Origin of the sequence: Vibrio fluminensis, assembly GCF_015278125.1 — a bacterium.
Lineage (GTDB): Bacteria > Pseudomonadota > Gammaproteobacteria > Enterobacterales > Vibrionaceae > Vibrio > Vibrio fluminensis.
The window spans coordinates 1-19,314 of record NZ_JADILO010000051.1; the positions used below are offsets into that span (position 1 = coordinate 1).

Annotated in this window: 21 protein-coding genes and 2 tRNA genes; 20 read left to right on the plus strand and 3 right to left on the minus strand. The window is 45.1% G+C overall.

Translation table 11 applies throughout. The features are described 5' to 3' along the window. The first annotated feature begins 52 nt into the window (after window positions 1–52). Both IRQ95_RS21185 and IRQ95_RS21190 read left to right on the plus strand, forming a co-directional pair. A tRNA-Gly gene (locus IRQ95_RS21185) sits at window positions 53–128 on the plus strand. A gap of 55 nt (window positions 129–183) precedes the next feature. Further along, a tRNA-Gly gene (locus IRQ95_RS21190) sits at window positions 184–259 on the plus strand. Window positions 260–846: 587 nt separating this feature from the next. On the opposite strand, the gene queG is transcribed toward IRQ95_RS21190, so the two are convergent. Beyond that, window positions 847–1,968 (minus strand): tRNA epoxyqueuosine(34) reductase QueG, encoded by a 1,122-nt coding sequence (gene queG, locus IRQ95_RS21195; protein ID WP_194439672.1) that lies wholly within the window; start codon window positions 1,966–1,968, stop codon window positions 847–849. Between the two features lie 190 nt (window positions 1,969–2,158). On the opposite strand from queG, the gene tsaE reads away from it, so the two are divergent. The 9 genes from tsaE to IRQ95_RS21240 all read left to right on the plus strand — a co-directional run bounded on the left by tsaE (window position 2,159) and on the right by IRQ95_RS21240 (window position 11,531). Beyond that, window positions 2,159–2,623, plus strand: coding sequence for a tRNA (adenosine(37)-N6)-threonylcarbamoyltransferase complex ATPase subunit type 1 TsaE (gene tsaE / locus IRQ95_RS21200; RefSeq protein WP_194439679.1), 465 nt, complete (start codon window positions 2,159–2,161; stop codon window positions 2,621–2,623). After that, the gene (locus IRQ95_RS21205; RefSeq protein WP_194439681.1) at window positions 2,617–4,341 is read left to right on the plus strand and encodes a LysM peptidoglycan-binding domain-containing protein; all 1,725 of its coding nucleotides are present in this window, start codon (window positions 2,617–2,619) and stop codon (window positions 4,339–4,341) included. The genes tsaE and IRQ95_RS21205 overlap by 7 nt, the downstream gene beginning before the upstream one ends. Before the next feature lie 10 nt (window positions 4,342–4,351). Next, a complete protein-coding gene (gene mutL / locus IRQ95_RS21210; protein ID WP_194439683.1) occupies window positions 4,352–6,343 on the plus strand; it encodes a DNA mismatch repair endonuclease MutL in 1,992 nt (663 codons plus the stop codon). Beyond that, complete coding sequence (miaA, locus tag IRQ95_RS21215) at window positions 6,340–7,287, plus strand: tRNA (adenosine(37)-N6)-dimethylallyltransferase MiaA (protein ID WP_194439685.1); 948 nt, start codon at window positions 6,340–6,342, stop codon at window positions 7,285–7,287. Before mutL ends, miaA begins: the two co-directional genes overlap by 4 nt. 183 nt (window positions 7,288–7,470) lie before the next feature. Then, window positions 7,471–7,737: an RNA chaperone Hfq gene (hfq, locus tag IRQ95_RS21220; protein ID WP_075652232.1), complete on the plus strand. Its 267-nt coding sequence runs from the start codon at window positions 7,471–7,473 to the stop codon at window positions 7,735–7,737. Between the two features lie 39 nt (window positions 7,738–7,776). Further along, on the plus strand, window positions 7,777–9,066 hold the full coding sequence (hflX, locus tag IRQ95_RS21225) for a ribosome rescue GTPase HflX (RefSeq protein WP_194439692.1): 1,290 nt from the start codon (window positions 7,777–7,779) through the stop codon (window positions 9,064–9,066). A 45-nt stretch (window positions 9,067–9,111) separates the two neighbouring features. Then, window positions 9,112–10,299 carry an FtsH protease activity modulator HflK gene (hflK, locus tag IRQ95_RS21230; protein ID WP_194439694.1) on the plus strand — a complete coding sequence of 396 codons (1,188 nt, stop codon included), beginning with the start codon at window positions 9,112–9,114 and terminating at the stop codon, window positions 10,297–10,299. 2 nt (window positions 10,300–10,301) lie between these two features. Next, on the plus strand, window positions 10,302–11,270 hold the full coding sequence (gene hflC, locus IRQ95_RS21235; RefSeq protein ID WP_194439696.1) for a protease modulator HflC: 969 nt from the start codon (window positions 10,302–10,304) through the stop codon (window positions 11,268–11,270). Window positions 11,271–11,345: 75 nt separating this feature from the next. Further along, a complete protein-coding gene (locus IRQ95_RS21240) occupies window positions 11,346–11,531 on the plus strand; it encodes a DUF2065 domain-containing protein (protein WP_194439698.1) in 186 nt (61 codons plus the stop codon). Window positions 11,532–11,547: 16 nt separating this feature from the next. On the opposite strand, the gene IRQ95_RS21245 is transcribed toward IRQ95_RS21240, so the two are convergent. Together IRQ95_RS21245 and IRQ95_RS21250 are read right to left on the minus strand one after the other, a co-directional pair. Continuing rightward, window positions 11,548–11,775: a SlyX family protein gene (locus tag IRQ95_RS21245; protein ID WP_194439700.1), complete on the minus strand. Its 228-nt coding sequence runs from the start codon at window positions 11,773–11,775 to the stop codon at window positions 11,548–11,550. Window positions 11,776–11,779: 4 nt separating this feature from the next. Next, window positions 11,780–12,757, minus strand: coding sequence for a WD40 repeat domain-containing protein (locus tag IRQ95_RS21250; protein WP_194439702.1), 978 nt, complete (start codon window positions 12,755–12,757; stop codon window positions 11,780–11,782). 133 nt (window positions 12,758–12,890) lie between these two features. Between IRQ95_RS21250 and fkpA the strand changes: the two genes are divergently transcribed. The 9 genes from fkpA to IRQ95_RS21295 form a co-directional block, all read left to right on the plus strand. Then, on the plus strand, window positions 12,891–13,670 hold the full coding sequence (gene fkpA / locus IRQ95_RS21255; protein WP_194439704.1) for an FKBP-type peptidyl-prolyl cis-trans isomerase: 780 nt from the start codon (window positions 12,891–12,893) through the stop codon (window positions 13,668–13,670). Window positions 13,671–13,909: 239 nt separating this feature from the next. Then, a complete protein-coding gene (locus IRQ95_RS21260; RefSeq protein ID WP_194439705.1) occupies window positions 13,910–14,632 on the plus strand; it encodes a PAS domain-containing protein in 723 nt (240 codons plus the stop codon). Window positions 14,633–14,634: 2 nt separating this feature from the next. Further along, entirely contained in the window at window positions 14,635–15,021 is a 387-nt protein-coding gene (gene tusD, locus IRQ95_RS21265) for a sulfurtransferase complex subunit TusD (protein ID WP_194439713.1), read from the plus strand. Next, window positions 15,018–15,374 (plus strand): sulfurtransferase complex subunit TusC, encoded by a 357-nt coding sequence (gene tusC / locus IRQ95_RS21270; RefSeq protein WP_194439707.1) that lies wholly within the window; start codon window positions 15,018–15,020, stop codon window positions 15,372–15,374. The genes tusD and tusC overlap by 4 nt, the downstream gene beginning before the upstream one ends. A gap of 9 nt (window positions 15,375–15,383) precedes the next feature. Continuing rightward, the gene (gene tusB / locus IRQ95_RS21275) at window positions 15,384–15,659 is read left to right on the plus strand and encodes a sulfurtransferase complex subunit TusB (RefSeq protein WP_194439709.1); all 276 of its coding nucleotides are present in this window, start codon (window positions 15,384–15,386) and stop codon (window positions 15,657–15,659) included. Window positions 15,660–15,839: 180 nt separating this feature from the next. Next, window positions 15,840–16,214 carry a 30S ribosomal protein S12 gene (gene rpsL, locus IRQ95_RS21280; RefSeq protein WP_004399892.1) on the plus strand — a complete coding sequence of 125 codons (375 nt, stop codon included), beginning with the start codon at window positions 15,840–15,842 and terminating at the stop codon, window positions 16,212–16,214. A gap of 100 nt (window positions 16,215–16,314) precedes the next feature. Next, window positions 16,315–16,785 carry a 30S ribosomal protein S7 gene (gene rpsG, locus IRQ95_RS21285; protein WP_053397177.1) on the plus strand — a complete coding sequence of 157 codons (471 nt, stop codon included), beginning with the start codon at window positions 16,315–16,317 and terminating at the stop codon, window positions 16,783–16,785. A 143-nt stretch (window positions 16,786–16,928) separates the two neighbouring features. Then, the gene (gene fusA / locus IRQ95_RS21290) at window positions 16,929–19,028 is read left to right on the plus strand and encodes an elongation factor G (RefSeq protein WP_194439711.1); all 2,100 of its coding nucleotides are present in this window, start codon (window positions 16,929–16,931) and stop codon (window positions 19,026–19,028) included. Between the two features lie 152 nt (window positions 19,029–19,180). After that, window positions 19,181–19,314: GTP-binding protein (locus IRQ95_RS21295; protein ID WP_228481553.1), on the plus strand; the 134-nt coding region annotated here is incomplete at its 3' end.

Here is a 19,314-nt window from a genome sequence, read left to right on the forward strand (position 1 = left end):
AATCCTGCTCCCGCAACCACATTAAGATAAATTGCTCAGGCGATTAATCATTGCGACACTAGCTCAGTTGGTAGAGCGCAACCTTGCCAAGGTTGAGGTCACGAGTTCGAACCTCGTGTGTCGCTCCACTTTCCTTTAAGTGGAAATCAATAGCCCTCATTGTGCTTAACAATGATAATAAATGCGACACTAGCTCAGTTGGTAGAGCGCAACCTTGCCAAGGTTGAGGTCACGAGTTCGAACCTCGTGTGTCGCTCCAAATTTTTGAGAGATGAGACCTATCACGAGGAACCTCGTGCCCAAGCTGGTCGCGTCGCTTAAATATCCTTCAAATGACATTGTTATTTGATTTGGTCCAAGACCATCCGCTCTTTCTAATGCTGTGAAGCATAATCCCCAAAAAATTTTTAAGTCCTCCTAGTTTCTAGGCGGGCGTTTGACTTTTTACTCTCTGCGATTTTTCGTCAGCGTGCGAATAGTTATATTCACTGGTTTAGTTCGTATAATTAACAGACTTATCCACAGAAAGCATCTTGTGGATAACTTAGTGGGTAACCTGAAATTTTGCTCTGAATAAAACCATTCAAAAAGATCTTTTTCTATACATTAATCACATTTTTAACACATTAAAACTGCAACTCGTTGAATTTTAAGTAATTAATTTTCGGGTTCGATTTTCTGTTAACAGAAAACAGATCATTAACTCAAAAATCATTGATCCTAGTCATTTAATCGTCTTGTGATTAACTTTCGTTTGGTTATCAATTTATTTGCTTTACGCGTTTTTTTTCCACATTCGTGATTTGAGAACCAAATCAAACTATCTACCCGCAATGTTGGCAAGCATTATGCGTCTCTAGGTAAGCCTTTCTGAACAATTCTAATTAGCCGTTGATGTTTGATGGCGACGCGGTGGTTATCGTCAACTTGTGATAACTGTTCTTCAATCGCCCAGTTGATATGTATATCAAGCAACTCAGATAACCCCTTGCGACTTTCGAGTGACTCAATGGTTGCTTGAGAGAATGGCGCATTGCCCATAGCAATGGCAATATTACGTAGCCATTGCAGGTGCCCAATACGTCTAATTGCAGAGCCTTCCATATTTTTGAGAAAAGTCTCTTCGCTCCAATTAAATAGGTCGACTAGTTCAGGGCTTTGCAACGTTTTACGGCGATGAAAGTCTTGCTCTTCAGTAACAGAAGCGAAACGGTTCCAAGGACAAACAAGTTGGCAGTCATCACAACCGTAAATTCGATTTCCTATTGCTTTGCGAAACTCCAATGGAATAACACCATCAAACTCTATCGTTAAGTAAGAGATACAGCGTCTAGCGTCGACCACACCATCTTCGATAATCGCACTGGTCGGGCATGATGTGATACACGCTTTGCAGTGACCACATTGATTGTCACTAGGGGTGTCAACGGGAAGGGGTAAATCGATCAGCAACTCACCTAAAAAGAACCACGAGCCACATTCTTTGTCGAGAATGAGGGAATGCTTGCCTGACCAGCCTAATCCCGCCTTTTGTGCCAAAGGACGCTCAAGAATCGGAGCTGAATCAACAAAAGGTCGGTAATTCATAGTCGCGACTTCTTGTTCGATCATTTGTCCTAGTTTTTTTAGTTGGTTACGCAGCAACTTATGATAATCGCGACCAAGAGCGTATCGACTGATGTAAGCATGGTTTGGGTTGTCTAGGTTGCTAGCAAACTGAGCCTCAGGCGGTAGGTAATCCATTCTCGCGCTAATAACACGAACGGTTCCGGGTAATAGTTCATCGGGGCGAGCGCGCATCATGCCGTGGCGCGCCATCCAATCCATACTGCCGTGATAGCCTGCATCCAACCATTTTTGCAGCTCTGCTTCATGCTCTTTCAAATCAACATCGCAGATCCCGACTTTTTGAAAACCAAGTTGTTTGGCCCAAATTTTAATTTTGTCTGCTAGTTCTTGATAGTCCATGCGAGCGTTACTCAAACGAAAGGGGGCGGGATCTTACAAGATCTTCTCTATAGGATCTAGCGGGCTTTTTAGCCAATAGTTACGATTATTTTCCTTTAACTTACACAAGAGAGCTTGTCTCTCAATTCCAACCCAGTTTACTATTCGAGTTCTTTTGATTTTTATATAGTCATTTTAGAGAAGAGTAGTCATGAGCACGAAACAATTTGCCCTATCCGATGAACAAGCAACCATTCAACTGGGCACAGTACTGGCTGGCTTATGCTCGCAACAAACAACCATCTATTTACATGGTGATTTGGGGGCGGGGAAAACAACTTTCAGTCGAGGCTTTGTGCGTGCGCTTGGTCATCAAGGTAATGTAAAAAGCCCAACTTATACTTTGGTTGAACCTTATCAGTTAGATCAGTGGCAGGTGTACCATTTTGATCTGTATCGCTTGGCGGATCCTGAAGAGCTCGAATTTATGGGGATCCGTGACTACTTTACACCTGATGCTATCTGTTTAGTCGAGTGGCCGGAAAAAGGCGCAGGCTTACTACCAGAAGCAGATCTTGATATTACGATCCGTTACAACGGCGAACAGCGTATCGCTCAAGTCGCGGCCAATAACAGTTATGGAATTACTCTTTTAGACCAGTTGGAGTTATGTTGATCATTCACCCTTTGCGTGCCTTTACTTTTTGTATTGCCCTAGCGTTATCGCTGTTTTCTGTATCTTCGTGGGCAAATGCATTGGAAAGTCTCCGAGTATGGCCATCACCCGATGAGACTCGAGTCGTTATTGATCTAAAGTCAGAAGCCGAGTACAGCTACTTTACGTTGTCTGGGCCTACTCGATTAGTCGTTGACCTCAAAGATACTCAGCTTAAAACCAAACTGCCTTTAGATGTTAAGGGCAGTCCGGTGCTGCGTAAAATTCGCAAGAGTTCTCCACCGAATAGTGGCACTTACCGCCTGGTTTTTGAACTATCGAAAAAAACACCTGTACAGCTGTTTAAGCTCGCGCCGACTCCTGGCGGACAATATGGTCACAGACTGGTTGTCGACATTAGTCACGGTGGCAGTAAAGCCACTCCTGCGGTGACCCCATCCTCACCAAGTAAAACCCAAGTAAGTCGTGATGCATCTCAACTGCTAGGCACTGGTGACATTGTTGTCGCGCTGGATGCTGGACATGGTGGTGAAGATCCCGGTTCAATTGGTCCAACGCGTAAATATGAAAAACATGCAACATTAGCGATTTCCAAAAAGGTCGCAGATCAGATTAACGCCATTCCGGGCATGAAGGCCGTATTGACTCGTCGTGGTGATTACTTCGTTAACCTAAATAAACGCTCAGAGATCGCCCGTAAGAATAAAGCACATCTGCTTGTTTCAATCCACGCTGATGCATTTCATTCCCCGAAACCTCGTGGTGGTTCGGTATTTGTATTGAATACGCGTCGGGCGAATACAGAAATCGCTCGTTGGGTTGAGAACCATGAAGAGCAGTCACAGCTGTTGGGTGGCGCGGGGGAAGTATTGGCGAAAAATAATAACGATAAGAACGTTAGTCAGACTTTGCTCGATCTCCAATTTAGCCATTCGCAAAAAGAAGGTTACAAAGTCGCGACTAAGATTCTTCGTGAAATGGGCAGCGCAGGTGTTCACCTACACAAGAAAGAGCCGGTTAACGCTAGCTTAGCAGTATTGAAATCGCCAGATATTCCTTCGGTATTGGTTGAAACGGGGTTTATTTCCAATCCAACTGAAGAGCGATTACTTTTCCAGCGCAGTCACCAAGATAAGTTAGCACGAGCGTTAAGCAAAGCGATTGTGAAGTACTTTGAAGAGAATCCACCAGAAGGTACGCTGTTTGCTAACCGTGGTAAGAGTATTAAACACAAAGTCGCTCGTGGTGAGTCGTTATCAGTGATCGCTAAAAAGTATGGTTCGTCGACTAAGGCGATCATGTCTGCTAACAAACTGAAAAGCACCAGCCTAGCGGTCGGACAAGTACTCACGATTCCTGGTGCACAGGCTTCGGTATCAGTGCCTAAAGTGAGCAACCCTGTAGAGACTAAAGTGGTTACTCACGTGGTTCAACGCGGTGAATATCTGGGCAAAATTGCGACGAAGTATAAAGTTTCCGTGGCGGATATTAAGCGCGAGAACAATATGCGCTCCGACACACTTAAACTTGGACAAAAACTCAAAATTACCGTTAGCCTAAAGGATCAACCGCTGCGTAAGCATAAGGTACAACGTGGTGAGTTCTTGGGTAAGATTGCCAATAAGTATGGCGTGAGTGTCAACAGTTTGCGCCGAGCCAATAACTTGAAGTCTGATCAATTGGCTGTCGGTCAGACACTTATCATTCCGCACAACTAGTGAGATAGACATGACCATCAAGATCCTACCGGCTCGACTGGCGAACCAAATTGCCGCAGGTGAGGTGGTTGAAAGACCAGCCTCGGTCGTTAAAGAGCTGGTGGAAAACAGCATAGATTCGGGTGCGAATCGAATTGATATTGATATCGAGAAAGGTGGCGCTAAGCTGATCCGTGTTCGCGATAATGGTAAAGGTATTGCCAAAGATGAACTCGGCTTGGCTTTGAGTCGCCACGCGACATCAAAGATCCATTCTCTTGATGATTTAGAAGCCATTATGAGTCTAGGGTTTCGAGGAGAAGCGCTTGCCAGTATCAGCTCCGTCTCTCGATTAACCCTGACTTCACGTCCTGCGACACAAGATCAAGCCTGGGCAGCACACAGCGAAGGACGAGAAATGGCAGTCCAACTTCAGCCTGCCGCTCACCCTATTGGCACATCGGTTGAGGTGTTGGATCTTTTCTTCAACACGCCAGCTCGTCGTAAATTTCTTCGTACCGAAAAGACCGAGTTTGCCCACATTGATGAGCTGATCAAACGCATTGCATTGAGTCGTTTTGATGTCACTATCAATTTGCGTCATAACGGTAAACTGATTAAACAGTACCGAGCGGCGAAAACCGAAGTTCAGGCAGAGAAGCGCATTGCGGCAGTATGCGGCAACAACTTTGTTCGTCATATGCTGAAAATCGAGCTTGAACATCAAGGGTTGAAGTTACATGGCTGGATCACCACACCAGAGGGTGCTCGTCAGCAAAGTGATCTGCAATATTGTTACGTGAACGGCCGTATGATGCGTGATAAATTGATCAATCACGCGATTCGTCAAAGTTATGAAACCAGCTTACGACCTGAGCAGTTTGCCACCTACGTTCTGTATATCGAGATTGATCCTCATCAAGTGGATGTCAACGTTCACCCAGCTAAACATGAAGTGCGTTTTCATCAAGCGCGTCTAGTACACGATTTTATTTATCAGGCATTAGCCGATGCTCTGGCGCAAAGCCATCATATTGATAAACCAGAAATCAATTCTTCAGCTTTCCATCAGCCGAGCGTGGAGAGTGACAGCAATGAGCCTGCGCCACGGGTCGAAGTGGATGATTCCAATAGCCAGCAGGCGTCTCCGGTAGCGTCAACGGTTCCTGAGCAGGTTTATCAAGCCGTTGAACGTGTGCCAAGCTACCCTGGGCGAATTAGTGAGCCTAAAGTGAGTGGAGAGCCTGCATCATCTCAATCGACACACACAGATTGGGTAGAGAGCCGCTCGGCCCCAAGAGCGAAAGGCAGTGAAAGGTACGCACAACCCTCGCCGTCAAAGCAAGAGGTGGAAGTTTATCAGCAGTTGATGCAGACCCCTGATGTGCCTGTAATGCAGGCGTTATCATCAGTGACATCGTCAAAGCAAGTGGATGTCATTCAGCCAATCGAGTCGTTAGGTAAAGCGATCTGTATGGCGTCAGGGCAGTTTGTCATGATGGCAGATAAAACAGGGGCGCATTTGGTTTCATTGGCTAAAGCAGAATGGTTACGAGTTTATGGTCAACTGCAAGTCGGTGGTGATGGGTTAAAGAGTCAGCCTTTGCTCGTTCCACTTTCATTGAAAATTGACCCGCCGCAGGCTACGGCTTTACACGCGTACCAATTACTATTCGCCCAGCTTGGGATTGAAATTAAGGTACGCAACCAGCAAAGCGTGATGGTGATGGGGGTGCCTCAGCCATTAAGACAACAAAATTTACAACAGCTGATTCCAGATCTGTTATCTTACGCCGCTTTGAAATCCGAGCAGAGGCAACAAGATCAGAACTTGTCGCTTGGCGCGTTGTCCAAATGGCTAGCAGATCAAGTAGTTCGCGTAAAAACTGACTACACTTTATCTGAAGCGATACAAATCATCGCGGAAGTAGAGATGCTCTGGCAAGGCAAGCTGCCTTTGCATGACCCACAGTTTGTAAGACCGATTGATTTTTCTGCGACTATTGCAGCATTTAACCTATGAATAAACAATTACCACTAGCCCTATTCTTGATGGGGCCAACCGCATCAGGTAAAACAGATTTAGCGATTCGTCTGCGCCAGAAATATCCTGTCGAAATTATCTCAGTGGATTCAGCATTGATCTACAAAGGGATGGATATTGGTACCGCAAAGCCTGACGCTGACGAATTGGCATTAGCCCCTCATCGCTTAATTGATATTTTGGATCCGACCGAATCCTATTCGGCTGCGGATTTTCGTCGCGATGCTATTCATGAAATGAATCAGATTGTCGCGCAAGGAAAAATACCGCTATTAGTTGGCGGTACAATGCTTTATTACAAAGCATTACTGGAAGGTTTATCACCTCTTCCGGCTGCAAACCCTGAAATACGTAAACAAATCGAACAAGAGGCATTGACTCACGGTTGGCACGTGCTGCACGATCAATTACGTGATATCGATCCCGTTTCCGCTGAACGCATCCATCAGAATGATCCACAAAGATTATCTCGGGCGTTGGAAGTTTATCGAATTTCGGGTAAAACTCTTACTGAACTAACGAAAACTAAGGGCGAAAGCCTACCGTTTAACGTTAAACAATTTGCTATAGCTCCCAAGGATAGGGCTGAGCTCCACCGCCGCATTGAGCTACGTTTTGAAAAAATGATGGCTGCAGGGTTTGAGCAAGAGATGCGAGAGTTATATGCTCGTGAAGATCTTCACCCTGATCTCCCATCGATTCGCTGCGTAGGTTATAGGCAGATGTGGGACTATTTGGATGGGAATTGTACTATTGATGAGGCGGTTTTCCGTGGCGTCTGTGCAACCCGCCAATTGGCCAAGCGACAAATTACCTGGTTACGCAGCTGGGATAATTTAACTTGGTTGGATAGTGAAAACATTGAACAAGCACTAGAAACTGTTTCAAATGCCGTGGCATCTGACAGTTCAAGCTGTGTATAATGTGATCGCTTTTGCGTGAATGTGCCCTGTAAAGGATCTGTTACTTGAATTTTGTGGTATTTACCGCCATAACAGTAATTCAGGGGTGTTTTTATCTTCGTTTAGCTCAGATGTAACACAACACTGTTGCAATAAACCACTAGCTAAATAACTAAAACAAAATTACAAAATAAGGAAAATAAAATGGCTAAGGGGCAATCTCTACAAGACCCATTCTTAAACGCTTTACGCCGCGAGCGTATTCCAGTGTCTATCTACCTTGTGAACGGAATTAAGCTTCAAGGTCAGATCGAATCTTTTGACCAATTCGTGATCCTATTGAAGAACACGGTTAACCAAATGGTATACAAACATGCAATCTCTACAGTTGTGCCTGCGCGTCCAGTAAGCCACCACAGCGGTGACCGTCCACAAAATGGCGATCGTCAATCAGACAAGTCGGAAGATTAATCTCTGATTGCAATTAGTCTTACATTGAGGAGTTGATGCTTGTTTGACCGTTATGAAGCCGGTGAGCGAGCCGTACTTGTTCATATCAACTTCACGCAAGAAGGGGAGTGGGAAGATCTCAACGAGTTTGAAATGTTGGTGTCTTCTGCTGGCGTGTCTTCGTTACATGTTGTAACGGGCAGTCGTCAGTCTCCGCTCCCTAAATATTATGTCGGTGAGGGTAAAGCTCAAGAGATCGCGCAAATTGTGCAATCAACAGATGCCGATATTGTGATTTTTAATCACGCCCTTTCTCCTGCTCAAGAACGTAACCTTGAAGCACTTTGTCAGTGTCGAGTCGTCGACCGTACTGGTCTGATCCTCGATATCTTTGCACAACGTGCCCGCACCCACGAAGGTAAGCTACAAGTTGAGCTTGCTCAGCTTCGTCATATTTCGACTCGCCTAATTCGTGGTTGGACTCACCTTGAACGTCAAAAAGGTGGTATTGGTTTACGTGGTCCAGGTGAAACCCAGTTAGAAACTGACCGACGTTTATTGCGTGAACGTATCAAAGCTATCTTGCGCCGTTTGGAACGAGTAGCGAAACAACGTGAACAAGGTCGCCGAGCAAGAAGTCGAGCAGAAATTCCAACCATCTCTTTGGTTGGATACACCAATGCAGGGAAATCCACCCTGTTTAACCGTATTACACAAGCGGGTGTTTACGCAGCGGATCAATTGTTTGCTACATTGGATCCTACACTGCGTAAAATAGACTTAGCTGATGTCGGAACGGCCATCTTGGCTGACACCGTAGGTTTCATCCGACATTTACCTCACGATCTTGTGGCGGCCTTTAAAGCAACGCTGCAAGAAACGCAAGAAGCTGACATTTTGTTACATGTTGTCGATGCCAGTGATGAGCGTTTTCGTGAGAATATGCAAGCTGTGCATGAAGTTCTAGAAGAGATCGATGCTCACGAGGTGCCAACTCTAGTTGTCATGAATAAGATTGACAATTTAGATGGGCAAGAGCCACGTATTGAACGTGATGAGGAAGGTATCCCTCGTACCGTTTGGGTATCTGCAATGGAAGGCAAAGGTATTGATCTGCTATTCACCGCATTGACAGAGCGTTTAGCAAGTCAAATGGTGCAGTACCAATTGTGTATTCCTCCACAACATCAAGGTCGATTACGTAGTACATTCTTCCAAATGAATTGTATTCAGCAAGAAGAATATGACCAAGATGGTAACTTGTTGATAAATATTCGTATGCAACAGGTGGATTGGTCTAGACTTGAAAAAAGAGAAGGGGCAGTTTTACGTGACTTTATAGTTACTTAAATGACTGCTACAGTATAACGTCATATCAAATGATGGAGCTTTCTAATGGCGTGGAATGAGCCTGGTAATAACAACGGCGACAATGGCCGCGATAATGACCCATGGGGTAATAATAATCGCGGTAATAAAGGTGGCCGTGATCAAGGACCGCCAGACTTAGACGAAGTATTCAATAAACTGAGTCAGAAACTGGGTGGAAAGTTAGGTGGAAAGGGTGGTAAAGGCCCGACTATCGGGGGCGGTGGAGCACTAGGTTTTGGTGTTATCGCTGCAATCGCAGTCGCGATCTGGTTCTTTGCTGGCTTCTACACCATAGGCGAAGCAGAGCGCGGTGTTGTTCTGCGACTAGGAAAATACGATCGTGTGGTCGATCCTGGTCTTAACTGGCGTCCTCGTTTTATTGACGAAGTGACAGCAGTTAACGTTCAGGCAATTCGTTCACTGCGTTCATCGGGTCTAATGCTGACCAAAGATGAAAACGTGGTAACAGTTGCGATGGATGTGCAATATCGTGTCGCTGATCCATATAAGTATTTATTCCGTGTAACGAACGCTGATGACAGCTTACGTCAAGCAACGGATTCTGCACTACGTGCAGTAATCGGTGACTCATTGATGGATAGCATTCTAACTAGCGGTCGTTTGTCGATTCGTCAAAATACTCAAGTAACCCTTGAGAAGATTGTTGACAGCTACGACATGGGTATTGAAGTAGTTGCGGTGAACTTTGAAGATGCTCGTCCGCCTGAAGAAGTAAGAGATGCATTTGATGATGCAACGGCTTCTCGAGAAGACGCGCAACGTTTCAAACGTGAAGCTGAAGCTTACCAAAACGACATCATTCCTAAAGCGAAAGGTCGTGCTGAGCGTTTGTTAAAAGAAGCGCAAGGTTACAGCGAGCGCACTATCAATGGTGCATTGGGTCAAGTAGCTCAATTTGAGAAACTACTACCGGAATACCAAGCATCTCCTGAAGTAACGCGTAATCGTCTGTATCTAGATACAATGGAGCAGGTGTACTCAAGTACGTCGAAAGTGCTGATTGATTCTGAATCGAGCGGTAACCTACTTTACCTTCCAATTGATAAATTGGCTGGTGAAAAGGGTAGTTCGAAAAAGGACACGACACAACAAACCTCAACTTATGACCAAATCGAATTGGAGCCACAGTTGAATATTCCGAGTTCTGACTCATCGTCACGCTCAACTACTACACGTCAAGGGAGATATTAATAATGCGTAAGTTAATGATCCCTGTTTTAGTAGTCGCGTTAGTGCTGATGCTAATGTCACTATTCGTTATCCCTGAAGGGGAACGTGGTATCGTGATTCGTTTCGGCCGAGTTTTGAAAGATAACAACGAAATCGCTCGTATCTACGAGCCAGGCTTGCACTTTAAAATGCCTTTGTTTGACCGCGTAAATACATTAGACGCGCGTATTCAAACCATGGATGGCCGTGCAGACCGTTTCGTGACATCTGAGAAAAAAGACGTAATTATCGACTCGTATGTGAAATGGCGTATTGAAGATTTCGGTCAATACTACCTTGCGACAGGTGGCGGTAATGCTGCAACAGCACAAACGCTATTAAGTCGTAAAGTGACTGACGTACTGCGTTCTGAAATCGGTTCTCGTGAAATCAAGCAGATTGTATCAGGCCCTCGCAACAACGATATTTTGCCTGATGACGAAGCTGAAGTAACAACTGAGGCGGCGAAAGAAGCACTAGAGATCGATGGCGAACGTGACATCATCATGAAGAATGTTCTTAACGGCACTCGAAAAGATGCGATGGAAGATTTAGGTATCCACATCGTTGACTTTAGAATGAAGAAGATCAACCTTCCTGAGAGTATCAGTAAGTCAATTTACGATCGTATGCGTGCAGAGCGTGAATCCGTTGCTCGTCAATTCCGTTCGCAAGGTCGTGAGCAAGCGGAAGTTATCCGTGCACAAGCTGAACTAGAAGTAGCAACAATTCTAGCTGAAGCGGACAAGACAGCTCGAGTAACTCGAGGTGGTGCGGATGCCCAAGCAGCTAAGATCTACGCAGATGCGTACAATAAAGACCCAGAGTTCTTTAGCTTTATTCGCTCATTACGCGCGTATGAGAAATCATTCAGCGAGAAGAGTGACATTCTGGTACTGGATCCGAACAGTGAGTTCTTCCAATACATGAATGATGCGAAAGGCGCTCAATAACCGTCTTTAGTGATAGATAAGCAAAAGGCTCCGCAAGGAGCCTTTTTTGATTTTACTTCAAGTAGTGAGATAAAGATGTCTAACTCAATTTGGTTGGCGATTGGCTTAGTGCTTATCGTCGAAGGTTTAGGGCCTCTAATTGCCCCAAACGGCTGGCGCAACATGGTAGCTGAACTTAGCCTGCAGCCAGATACTCATTTGCGTCGTATCGGTGGTTGCTTAGTCGTAGCTGGCGCAGTCATCGCTTATTGTTTCGCTTGAGTTTTCTCTGTCACCATCAGTAATGTGGTGGTGGCGTCTCTTCTGATGGATCGGCTAAATTAGAACCATCGATATTTTTCACTTTCCCCACCACATACTTCATTTGATCTTGCATCTTAGTAATCAGCAGTTGCTGCTGACTAAGCGCATCGTTCAACGAATCAATAGTTTGTTCTTGGAAGGCAATTTGGCATTCCAAGTCGTTGATGCGATTTTCTAATTCAATGATATGCTTTTCTGTCATGGTCTTAATCTAGTTTCCAAGCCTGAGCGATGCCAGCAGAAGTTCCAGTGACCACGCGGCTTTGATTGTCGAAGGCTGCATCATACACTACTGCCCGTGGAGGACGAGCATCTTTTAACGGCTCGGCTTCAAATCCATCAATCCGTTTGCCAGTTTGCGTATCCCATACCATCACTCTGCTTGATGGGGTTCCTGTGATAAGCCTCGAGCCATCGTCAGAGAAACGAGCGGCAGAAAAGATCAATTGGCGCGAAAAGCTGCTCAGTTGAGAGACTTCTTTACCAGAGACAAGATCCCAAACCACCGCATGGTTACCGCCATCAGAACTAAAGCCAAACTGACCATCGCGATGTAACGCTACCCGATTGACTCTCTGCTCATGTTCAAATTTATGCAGCGCTTGCCCGCTATTGGTATCCCATAGGTAAGCATTGTAGTCATTCCCTCCCGTCAGTGCGAAGCGCCCATTAGGCGCGAGCGCGACAGAATTAACTTTTTCTTGATGAGCAAGGAACTCTAGGCGACGACCGGTGCCCAAGTTGACATAGATTGCTTTACCGTTAGACAGGCCGAGGAGAACTTGTTCGCCGTTGTTGGCGATATCCACATCGCGGATAGTGCCATCGGATATTGACCACAGTCCTTCGGCTTGCGTCCAAGCGAGATCCCAAACGGCAAAATTAGTTTGGCTGGCAGTAATCGCATAGCGGCCATTGTCAGATATACGGATGCGGGAAACGGCACTGGCTTGCTGATCTTGAGCGCCAAGCTCAGCGAGTTTTTTATCGTCGTACAAGTCCCACAGCTCTAACTCATTTTGTTTGGAATAGAGTAAAGCGAAATGTGCATCGCGAGAAAGTGCGAGACTACTAGTGCCTTTAGGCTCAAGATTCCAACGTTGATCGTCTGATTTCGAGAAAAAGCAGCCATTTAACGCTATGATGACAAAGACACTAACAAGAGTGTTTACAAATAATCGCATTAAAGTCCCAAATATCTACTTGGTTTTCATCAATTTGAAGGCATATTAGGTATATTGGTACATCAAGCTGATGCACACCAGTTTTTATTCAAGATTTGTGCACAATGGCAAACGCCATCATTTGGAGAATTCAATGAAATCGATTTTTAAAGTGTCACTGCTTGCAGCAACAGTAATGCTAGCGGTTGGCTGTCAAAAAGAAGAACCAAAACAAGAAGTCAAACCTGCAGTAGAGCAAGTTCAAGCTGAAAAAGCGGTTCACTTTAAGAGTGAAGATGACAAAGCGGCTTACGCAATTGGTGCTTCATTTGCCAATTACTTAGCGCAAAGCATCGAGAAGCCGAGCGAAATTGGTATCGATCTGAAAAAAGAATTGGTACTAAAAGGTATTGAAGACGTGTTTGCGGACAAAGCTGCACTAAACGAAGACGAGATTCGTGCAGCGCTAGAAAGCCTTGATAAGCGTGTTGCTGAAAACATGCAAAAGCAAGCGGCTGAGAAATCTGCAGCAGCGAAGAAAGCGGGTGATGACTTCCGAGCAGAGTTTGCTAAGCAAGAAGGCGTTAAAACCACAGATTCTGGTCTAATGTACCAAGTGCTCACGCCGACTGAAGGTGAGAAACCAAAAGATACCGATACAGTAGAAGTGCACTACAAAGGGACACTAATCGACGGTACGCAATTTGATAGCTCATATGACCGTGGTGAAACGGCTACTTTCCCGCTAAACCGCGTGATCCCAGGTTGGACTGAAGGTGTTCAATTAATGCCAGTCGGTTCTAAATTCAAATTTGTTATTCCGCCAGAGCTTGCTTACGGTGAGCAAGACACGCCAAGTATTCCAGCAAACTCAACCTTAGTTTTCGAAGTTGAGCTAGTTGGCATCGATAATGGTGAGCAAGCGGCTCAATAAGCCCGGTTGTTTTTGTTTATAAGGCTCGGATTTTCCGGGCCTTTTTTGTTTTTATTTCTAATATTCGACGTTGTTCTAAAAAATGCCTAATAAGCAAGTTGTTGCTCTTGGTTGGCGGGCGAAAAGCGCGTGATTTATTTGTGCTAAATCACTAGTTAGCCTTATAGCTTAGTGTTCTATTCAAAATTTCTGATAAACTTACGTCAATTTGTTGATTAATCGCTCGAAGGCTAAAAAAAGTGACGACGACAGAAAACCTAAATACGGATATGTTGCTCGAAATGGAATCCGTCAACGTGATGCCATTCAGTGAGCACGACAAAATAATACTTAAATCTTACGAAGCGGTAGTCGATGGTATGGCCAGCTTAATTGGCCCTTTCTGTGAGATCGTTTTACACTCATTGGAAGATTTGAACACCTCTGCGATTAAAATTGCCAATGGTGAAAACACTGGCCGCCAAGTTGGCTCTCCAATTACTGACCTCGCACTAAAGATGCTGAAAGACATTGAAGGTTCAGAGCGTAATTTCTCACGATCTTACTTTACTCGCGCTAAGGGCGGCGTGTTGATGAAGTCGATCACTGTTGCGATTCGCAATGGTGATAACCGTGTCATTGGTCTGCTGTGTGTTAACGTCAATTTAGACGCGCCATTTTCGCAAGTGCTGCAATCTTTTATGCCAACTCAAGAAGCAAAAGATGCGGCTTCATCGGTCAACTTTGCCAGTGATGTTGAAGAGCTGGTGGATCAAACCGTTGAGCGCACAATCGAAGAAATCAATGCAGATAAATCGGTTTCTAACAATACTAAAAATCGTCAGATCGTTATGGAGCTGTACGACAAAGGTATTTTTGATATCAAAGATGCGATCAACCGTGTTGCTGACCGCTTAAATATCTCTAAGCACACGGTATACCTCTATATTCGTCAGCGTAAAACTGAGGATGATGAGAAGTGAGTTTGACTTACACGTTGGTTGTCAATGGCGCAGTCTATGGCAGCCAGTCAGCTCGAAATGCTTATCAGTTTGCTCACGCTGTGATTGAGCAAGGACACACTCTAGTGAGTGTGTTCTTCTATCAAGATGGTGTGACAAATGGTACGGGTTTAAGCGTACCTGCCAACGATGAATTTGATTTAACCAAAGCATGGCAGGAGCTGGCGAGTCAGCACGACGTTCGTTTGGAAACCTGTGTGGCAGCAGCACTACGCCGTGGTATTGTTAGCCAAGATGAAGCTACGCAGCATGGTTTAACTCAATGCAATTTAGCTGAAGGCTTTCATCAAGCTGGTCTTGGCAGTTTGGCTGAAGCAATGTTGGTACAAGATAGAGTGGTGCAGTTTTGAGTCAGTTAATGTATCTATTTCGTAGTGCACCTCACACGACGTCCGCAGGACGTGAAGGGGTTGATGCCTTGCTTGCCGCTTCAGCTTATTGTGAAGACATTAGCGTACTATTTATTGGCGATGGAGTGTACCAGTTGCTGCAAGGTCAGCAACCCAATCAAATCCTGAGTAAGGATTATGCACCTATGCTTAAATTGTTTGACCTTTACGATATCGAACAAGTGTACGTTTGTGAGAAGTCACTTATCGAGCGAGGGCTTGCTCAGGCCGATTTGGTCATTGGTGCTGAGCGCATTGATTCAGATGCCATTCAGTCTAAGCTCCTTCAAGCGGGCAAGTTACTGTCATTTTAAGAGTTATTTATGCTGCATATTGTTAAATCTCTTACTGCATTAAATGAACTGGTCTCTTTATATCAAGCCGGCGACCAACTGTTACTAGTTGAGGACGCGGTATACGCCAGTAATGCACAACATCCCATGTTTCCTATACTCAAGTCATTAGAGACGTTTGTACTTAGCGCGGATGCCCAAGCCCGAGGTATTCAGAACCGCGTTAGCCCTTCATGTACACAAGTCGACTTTACACAATTTGTTGAATTGACCGCTAAGCACAGTAAATCTCTTACTTGGAGCTAGGTTCAACTACCTATTTATCGGTGAGGAAGTGTTATCAGACTCTCGAAGGGTAAAAAAGATCTGTATATTTCTTGACACACATCTCACTGCTGCATAGAATTTTGCGTCCCGTATTACCATCTGGTGATTCGGGATAGATTTTTCACAAAGCTTACTTTCAAGTAAATCAGGAGCTAGTTAATGGCAACTATTAACCAGTTGGTACGTAAGCCACGTGCAAAGCAAGTTGTTAAAAGCAACGTGCCTGCACTAGAAGCGTGCCCACAAAAACGTGGTGTATGTACACGTGTTTACACTACTACACCTAAAAAACCTAACTCAGCACTTCGTAAAGTATGTCGTGTTCGTCTAACGAACGGCTTCGAAGTGACTTCGTACATCGGCGGTGAAGGTCACAACCTTCAAGAGCACTCAGTTGTTCTTATCCGTGGTGGTCGTGTTAAAGACCTTCCAGGTGTGCGTTACCACACTGTTCGCGGCGCACTAGACTGTGCTGGCGTAAACGACCGTAAACAAGGTCGTTCTAAGTACGGTGTGAAACGTCCTAAGTCTTAATGGATTCCGTTAAGTAAGGCCAAACACTAAATTATTTTGAATTTTTTGAAAAAACTGAAAAGTTTTGGATAAAACCTGAAGAAGACAACGGAGAAAATCCATGCCACGTCGTCGCGTTATTGGTCAGCGTAAGATCCTTCCAGATCCAAAGTTCAAATCTGAACTGCTGGCAAAATTCGTTAACATCCTAATGGTTGACGGTAAAAAATCTACTGCAGAGAAAATTGTTTACACTGCACTAGACACTATGGCTGAGAAATCTGGTAAAGATCACCTAGCTGTATTTGAAGAAGCTCTTGAAAATGTACGCCCAGCGGTAGAAGTTAAATCTCGCCGTGTAGGTGGTTCAACTTACCAAGTGCCAGTAGAAGTACGTCCGGTTCGCCGTAACGCACTTGCTATGCGCTGGGTTGTTGAAGCTGCGCGCAAGCGTGGTGAAAAATCTATGGCTGCTCGCCTAGCTGCTGAAATGCTAGACGCGTCAGAAAACAAAGGTACTGCTGTTAAGAAACGTGAAGACGTTCACCGTATGGCAGAAGCGAACAAAGCATTCGCTCATTACCGCTGGTAATACCTTTATAGTGCTGCAAGGTTCCTTGCAGCACTTCTTTAGTTCCTATGCATTTGCTAGGAACTATTGCTATATCTGGGGGGTAGGTTTTTTGACTTTCTCCTTGATCATAGCAATAGTCCCTACGTTAAGAGGATTCAACCGTGGCCCGTAAAACTCCTATTGAGCGCTACCGTAATATCGGTATCTGTGCGCACGTGGATGCAGGTAAAACCACCACAACTGAACGTATTCTGTTCTACACCGGCCTTTCTCACAAAATCGGCGAAGTTCACGATGGTGCTGCTACCATGGACTGGATGGAGCAGGAGCAAGAACGTGGTATCACAATCACTTCAGCTGCTACGACTACTTTCTGGCGTGGTATGGAAGCGCAATTCCAAGATCACCGCGTTAACATCATTGATACTCCAGGACACGTAGACTTTACGATTGAAGTTGAACGTTCACTGCGCGTATTGGATGGTGCAGTCGTTGTATTCTGTGGCTCTTCTGGTGTTGAACCTCAGTCTGAAACGGTATGGCGTCAAGCTGACAAATACCAAGTTCCACGTATGGTATTCGTAAACAAGATGGACCGTACAGGTGCAGACTTCTTACGCGTTGTTGATCAAATTAAAAACCGTCTTGGTGCGAACCCAGTTCCAATCCAACTAAACGTTGGTGCAGAAGAAGAGTTCAAAGGCGTTATCGACCTGATCAAGATGAAAATGATCAACTGGAATGAAGCCGATCAAGGCATGTCGTTCACATACGAAGACATTCCAGCTGACATGGTTGAGCTTGCTGACGAATGGCGCAACAATCTAGTTGAAGCGGCAGCAGAAGCAAGTGAAGAGCTAATGGACAAGTACCTTGAAGAAGGTGAATTGTCTGAAGTAGAGATCAAGCAAGCTCTGCGTGCTCGTACACTAAATAATGAAATCGTACTGGCTACTTGTGGTAGTGCGTTCAAGAACAAAGGTGTGCAAGCAGTACTAGATGCAGTGGTTGAATACCTACCATCACCTGTTGATGTACCTGCAATCAAAGGTATTGATGACAGTGAGAATGAAGTTGAGCGTCATGCTGACGACAACGAACCATTCGCAGCTCTAGCATTTAAGATTGCAACAGACCCATTCGTGGGTACGTTAACTTTCATGCGTGTTTACTCAGGTGTGGTCAATACAGGTGATTCTGTATACAACTCAGTAAAAGGCAAGAAAGAGCGCTTTGGCCGTATCGTTCAGATGCATGCTAACAAGCGTGAAGAAATTAAAGAGATTCGCGCAGGTGATATCGCAGCTGCAATCGGTCTGAAAGACGTAACGACGGGTGAAACTCTATGTGATCAGAACCATAAAGTGATTCTAGAGCGCATGGAATTCCCAGAGCCAGTTATTCAGATTGCAGTAGAGCCTCGCTCTCAAGCCGATCAAGATAAGATGGGTATCGCACTAGGTAAACTAGCGGCAGAAGACCCTTCTTTCCGCGTGGAAACGGACGATGAAACAGGTCAGACTCTGATCTCTGGTATGGGTGAGCTTCACCTAGACATCATCGTAGACCGTATGAAGCGTGAATTCAGCGTTGATTGCAACGTTGGTAAACCTCAGGTTGCTTACCGTGAGACCATTCGTGGCAGCGCGGAAGTGGAAGGCAAGTTCGTTCGCCAATCAGGCGGTCGCGGTCAATACGGTCACGTATGGATCAAACTAGAACCTGCTGAACTGGGTGAAGGTTTCGTCTTCGTTGATGAAATCGTGGGTGGTGCCGTTCCTAAAGAGTTTATTAGCTCTGTAGCGAAAGGTATTGAAGAGCAAATGAATAGTGGTGTTCTAGCTGGTTACCCAGTTCTAGATATTAAAGCTACACTATTTGATGGTTCATACCACGATGTTGATTCTAGCGAAATGGCGTTCAAAATCGCAGGTTCAATGGCATTCAGGAAAGGCGCTCTAGAAGCGAACCCTGTTATTCTTGAGCCGATGATGAAAGTTGAAGTAACCACTCCTGAAGATTGGATGGGTGATGTTGTTGGTGACCTAAACCGTCGCCGTGGCATGATCGAAGGTATGGATGAGGGCAACGCTGGTCTTAAGATCATTCGAGCTCAAGTACCACTATCTCAAATGTTTGGTTATGCAACAGACCTACGTTCTGCAACTCAAGGTCGCGCCTCATACTCTATGGAGTTTTATGAGTACGCAGAAGTACCGAAGAACTTTGCAGATGCCATTATGGCAGAGCGTGGTTACTAATTGACGAAGGATCAGAAAAAGTCCTAGACTTTTTTTAAGATCAATACGTCCAAATATTGCGCTGACGGACGTTGGCGCATAAAATAGCAGATTCTGGCGCGTCGATGATCAATTCTGGTCACGACGAATCATAACTAGGAAGGAACACGAACGTGTCTAAAGAAAAATTTGAACGTGTAAAACCGCACGTAAACGTTGGTACTATCGGCCACGTTGACCACGGTAAAACAACTCTAACTGCAGCTATCTGTACTACTCTTGCAAAAGTTTACGGCGGTGCTGCTCG

What these genes read in the sequence shown, in the direction of transcription:
- queG (WP_194439672.1), bottom strand. Translation starts at nt 1,968, where the DNA reads ATGGACTATCAAGAACTAGCAGACAAAATTAAAATTTGGGCCAAACAA.
- tsaE (WP_194439679.1), top strand. Translation starts at nt 2,159, where the DNA reads ATGAGCACGAAACAATTTGCCCTATCCGATGAACAAGCAACCATTCAA.
- IRQ95_RS21205 (WP_194439681.1), top strand. Translation starts at nt 2,617, where the DNA reads ATGTTGATCATTCACCCTTTGCGTGCCTTTACTTTTTGTATTGCCCTA.
- mutL (WP_194439683.1), top strand. Translation starts at nt 4,352, where the DNA reads ATGACCATCAAGATCCTACCGGCTCGACTGGCGAACCAAATTGCCGCA.
- miaA (WP_194439685.1), top strand. Translation starts at nt 6,340, where the DNA reads ATGAATAAACAATTACCACTAGCCCTATTCTTGATGGGGCCAACCGCA.
- hfq (WP_075652232.1), top strand. Translation starts at nt 7,471, where the DNA reads ATGGCTAAGGGGCAATCTCTACAAGACCCATTCTTAAACGCTTTACGC.
- hflK (WP_194439694.1), top strand. Translation starts at nt 9,112, where the DNA reads ATGGCGTGGAATGAGCCTGGTAATAACAACGGCGACAATGGCCGCGAT.
- hflC (WP_194439696.1), top strand. Translation starts at nt 10,302, where the DNA reads ATGCGTAAGTTAATGATCCCTGTTTTAGTAGTCGCGTTAGTGCTGATG.
- IRQ95_RS21240 (WP_194439698.1), top strand. Translation starts at nt 11,346, where the DNA reads ATGTCTAACTCAATTTGGTTGGCGATTGGCTTAGTGCTTATCGTCGAA.
- IRQ95_RS21245 (WP_194439700.1), bottom strand. Translation starts at nt 11,775, where the DNA reads ATGACAGAAAAGCATATCATTGAATTAGAAAATCGCATCAACGACTTG.
- IRQ95_RS21250 (WP_194439702.1), bottom strand. Translation starts at nt 12,757, where the DNA reads ATGCGATTATTTGTAAACACTCTTGTTAGTGTCTTTGTCATCATAGCG.
- fkpA (WP_194439704.1), top strand. Translation starts at nt 12,891, where the DNA reads ATGAAATCGATTTTTAAAGTGTCACTGCTTGCAGCAACAGTAATGCTA.
- tusB (WP_194439709.1), top strand. Translation starts at nt 15,384, where the DNA reads ATGCTGCATATTGTTAAATCTCTTACTGCATTAAATGAACTGGTCTCT.
- rpsL (WP_004399892.1), top strand. Translation starts at nt 15,840, where the DNA reads ATGGCAACTATTAACCAGTTGGTACGTAAGCCACGTGCAAAGCAAGTT.
- rpsG (WP_053397177.1), top strand. Translation starts at nt 16,315, where the DNA reads ATGCCACGTCGTCGCGTTATTGGTCAGCGTAAGATCCTTCCAGATCCA.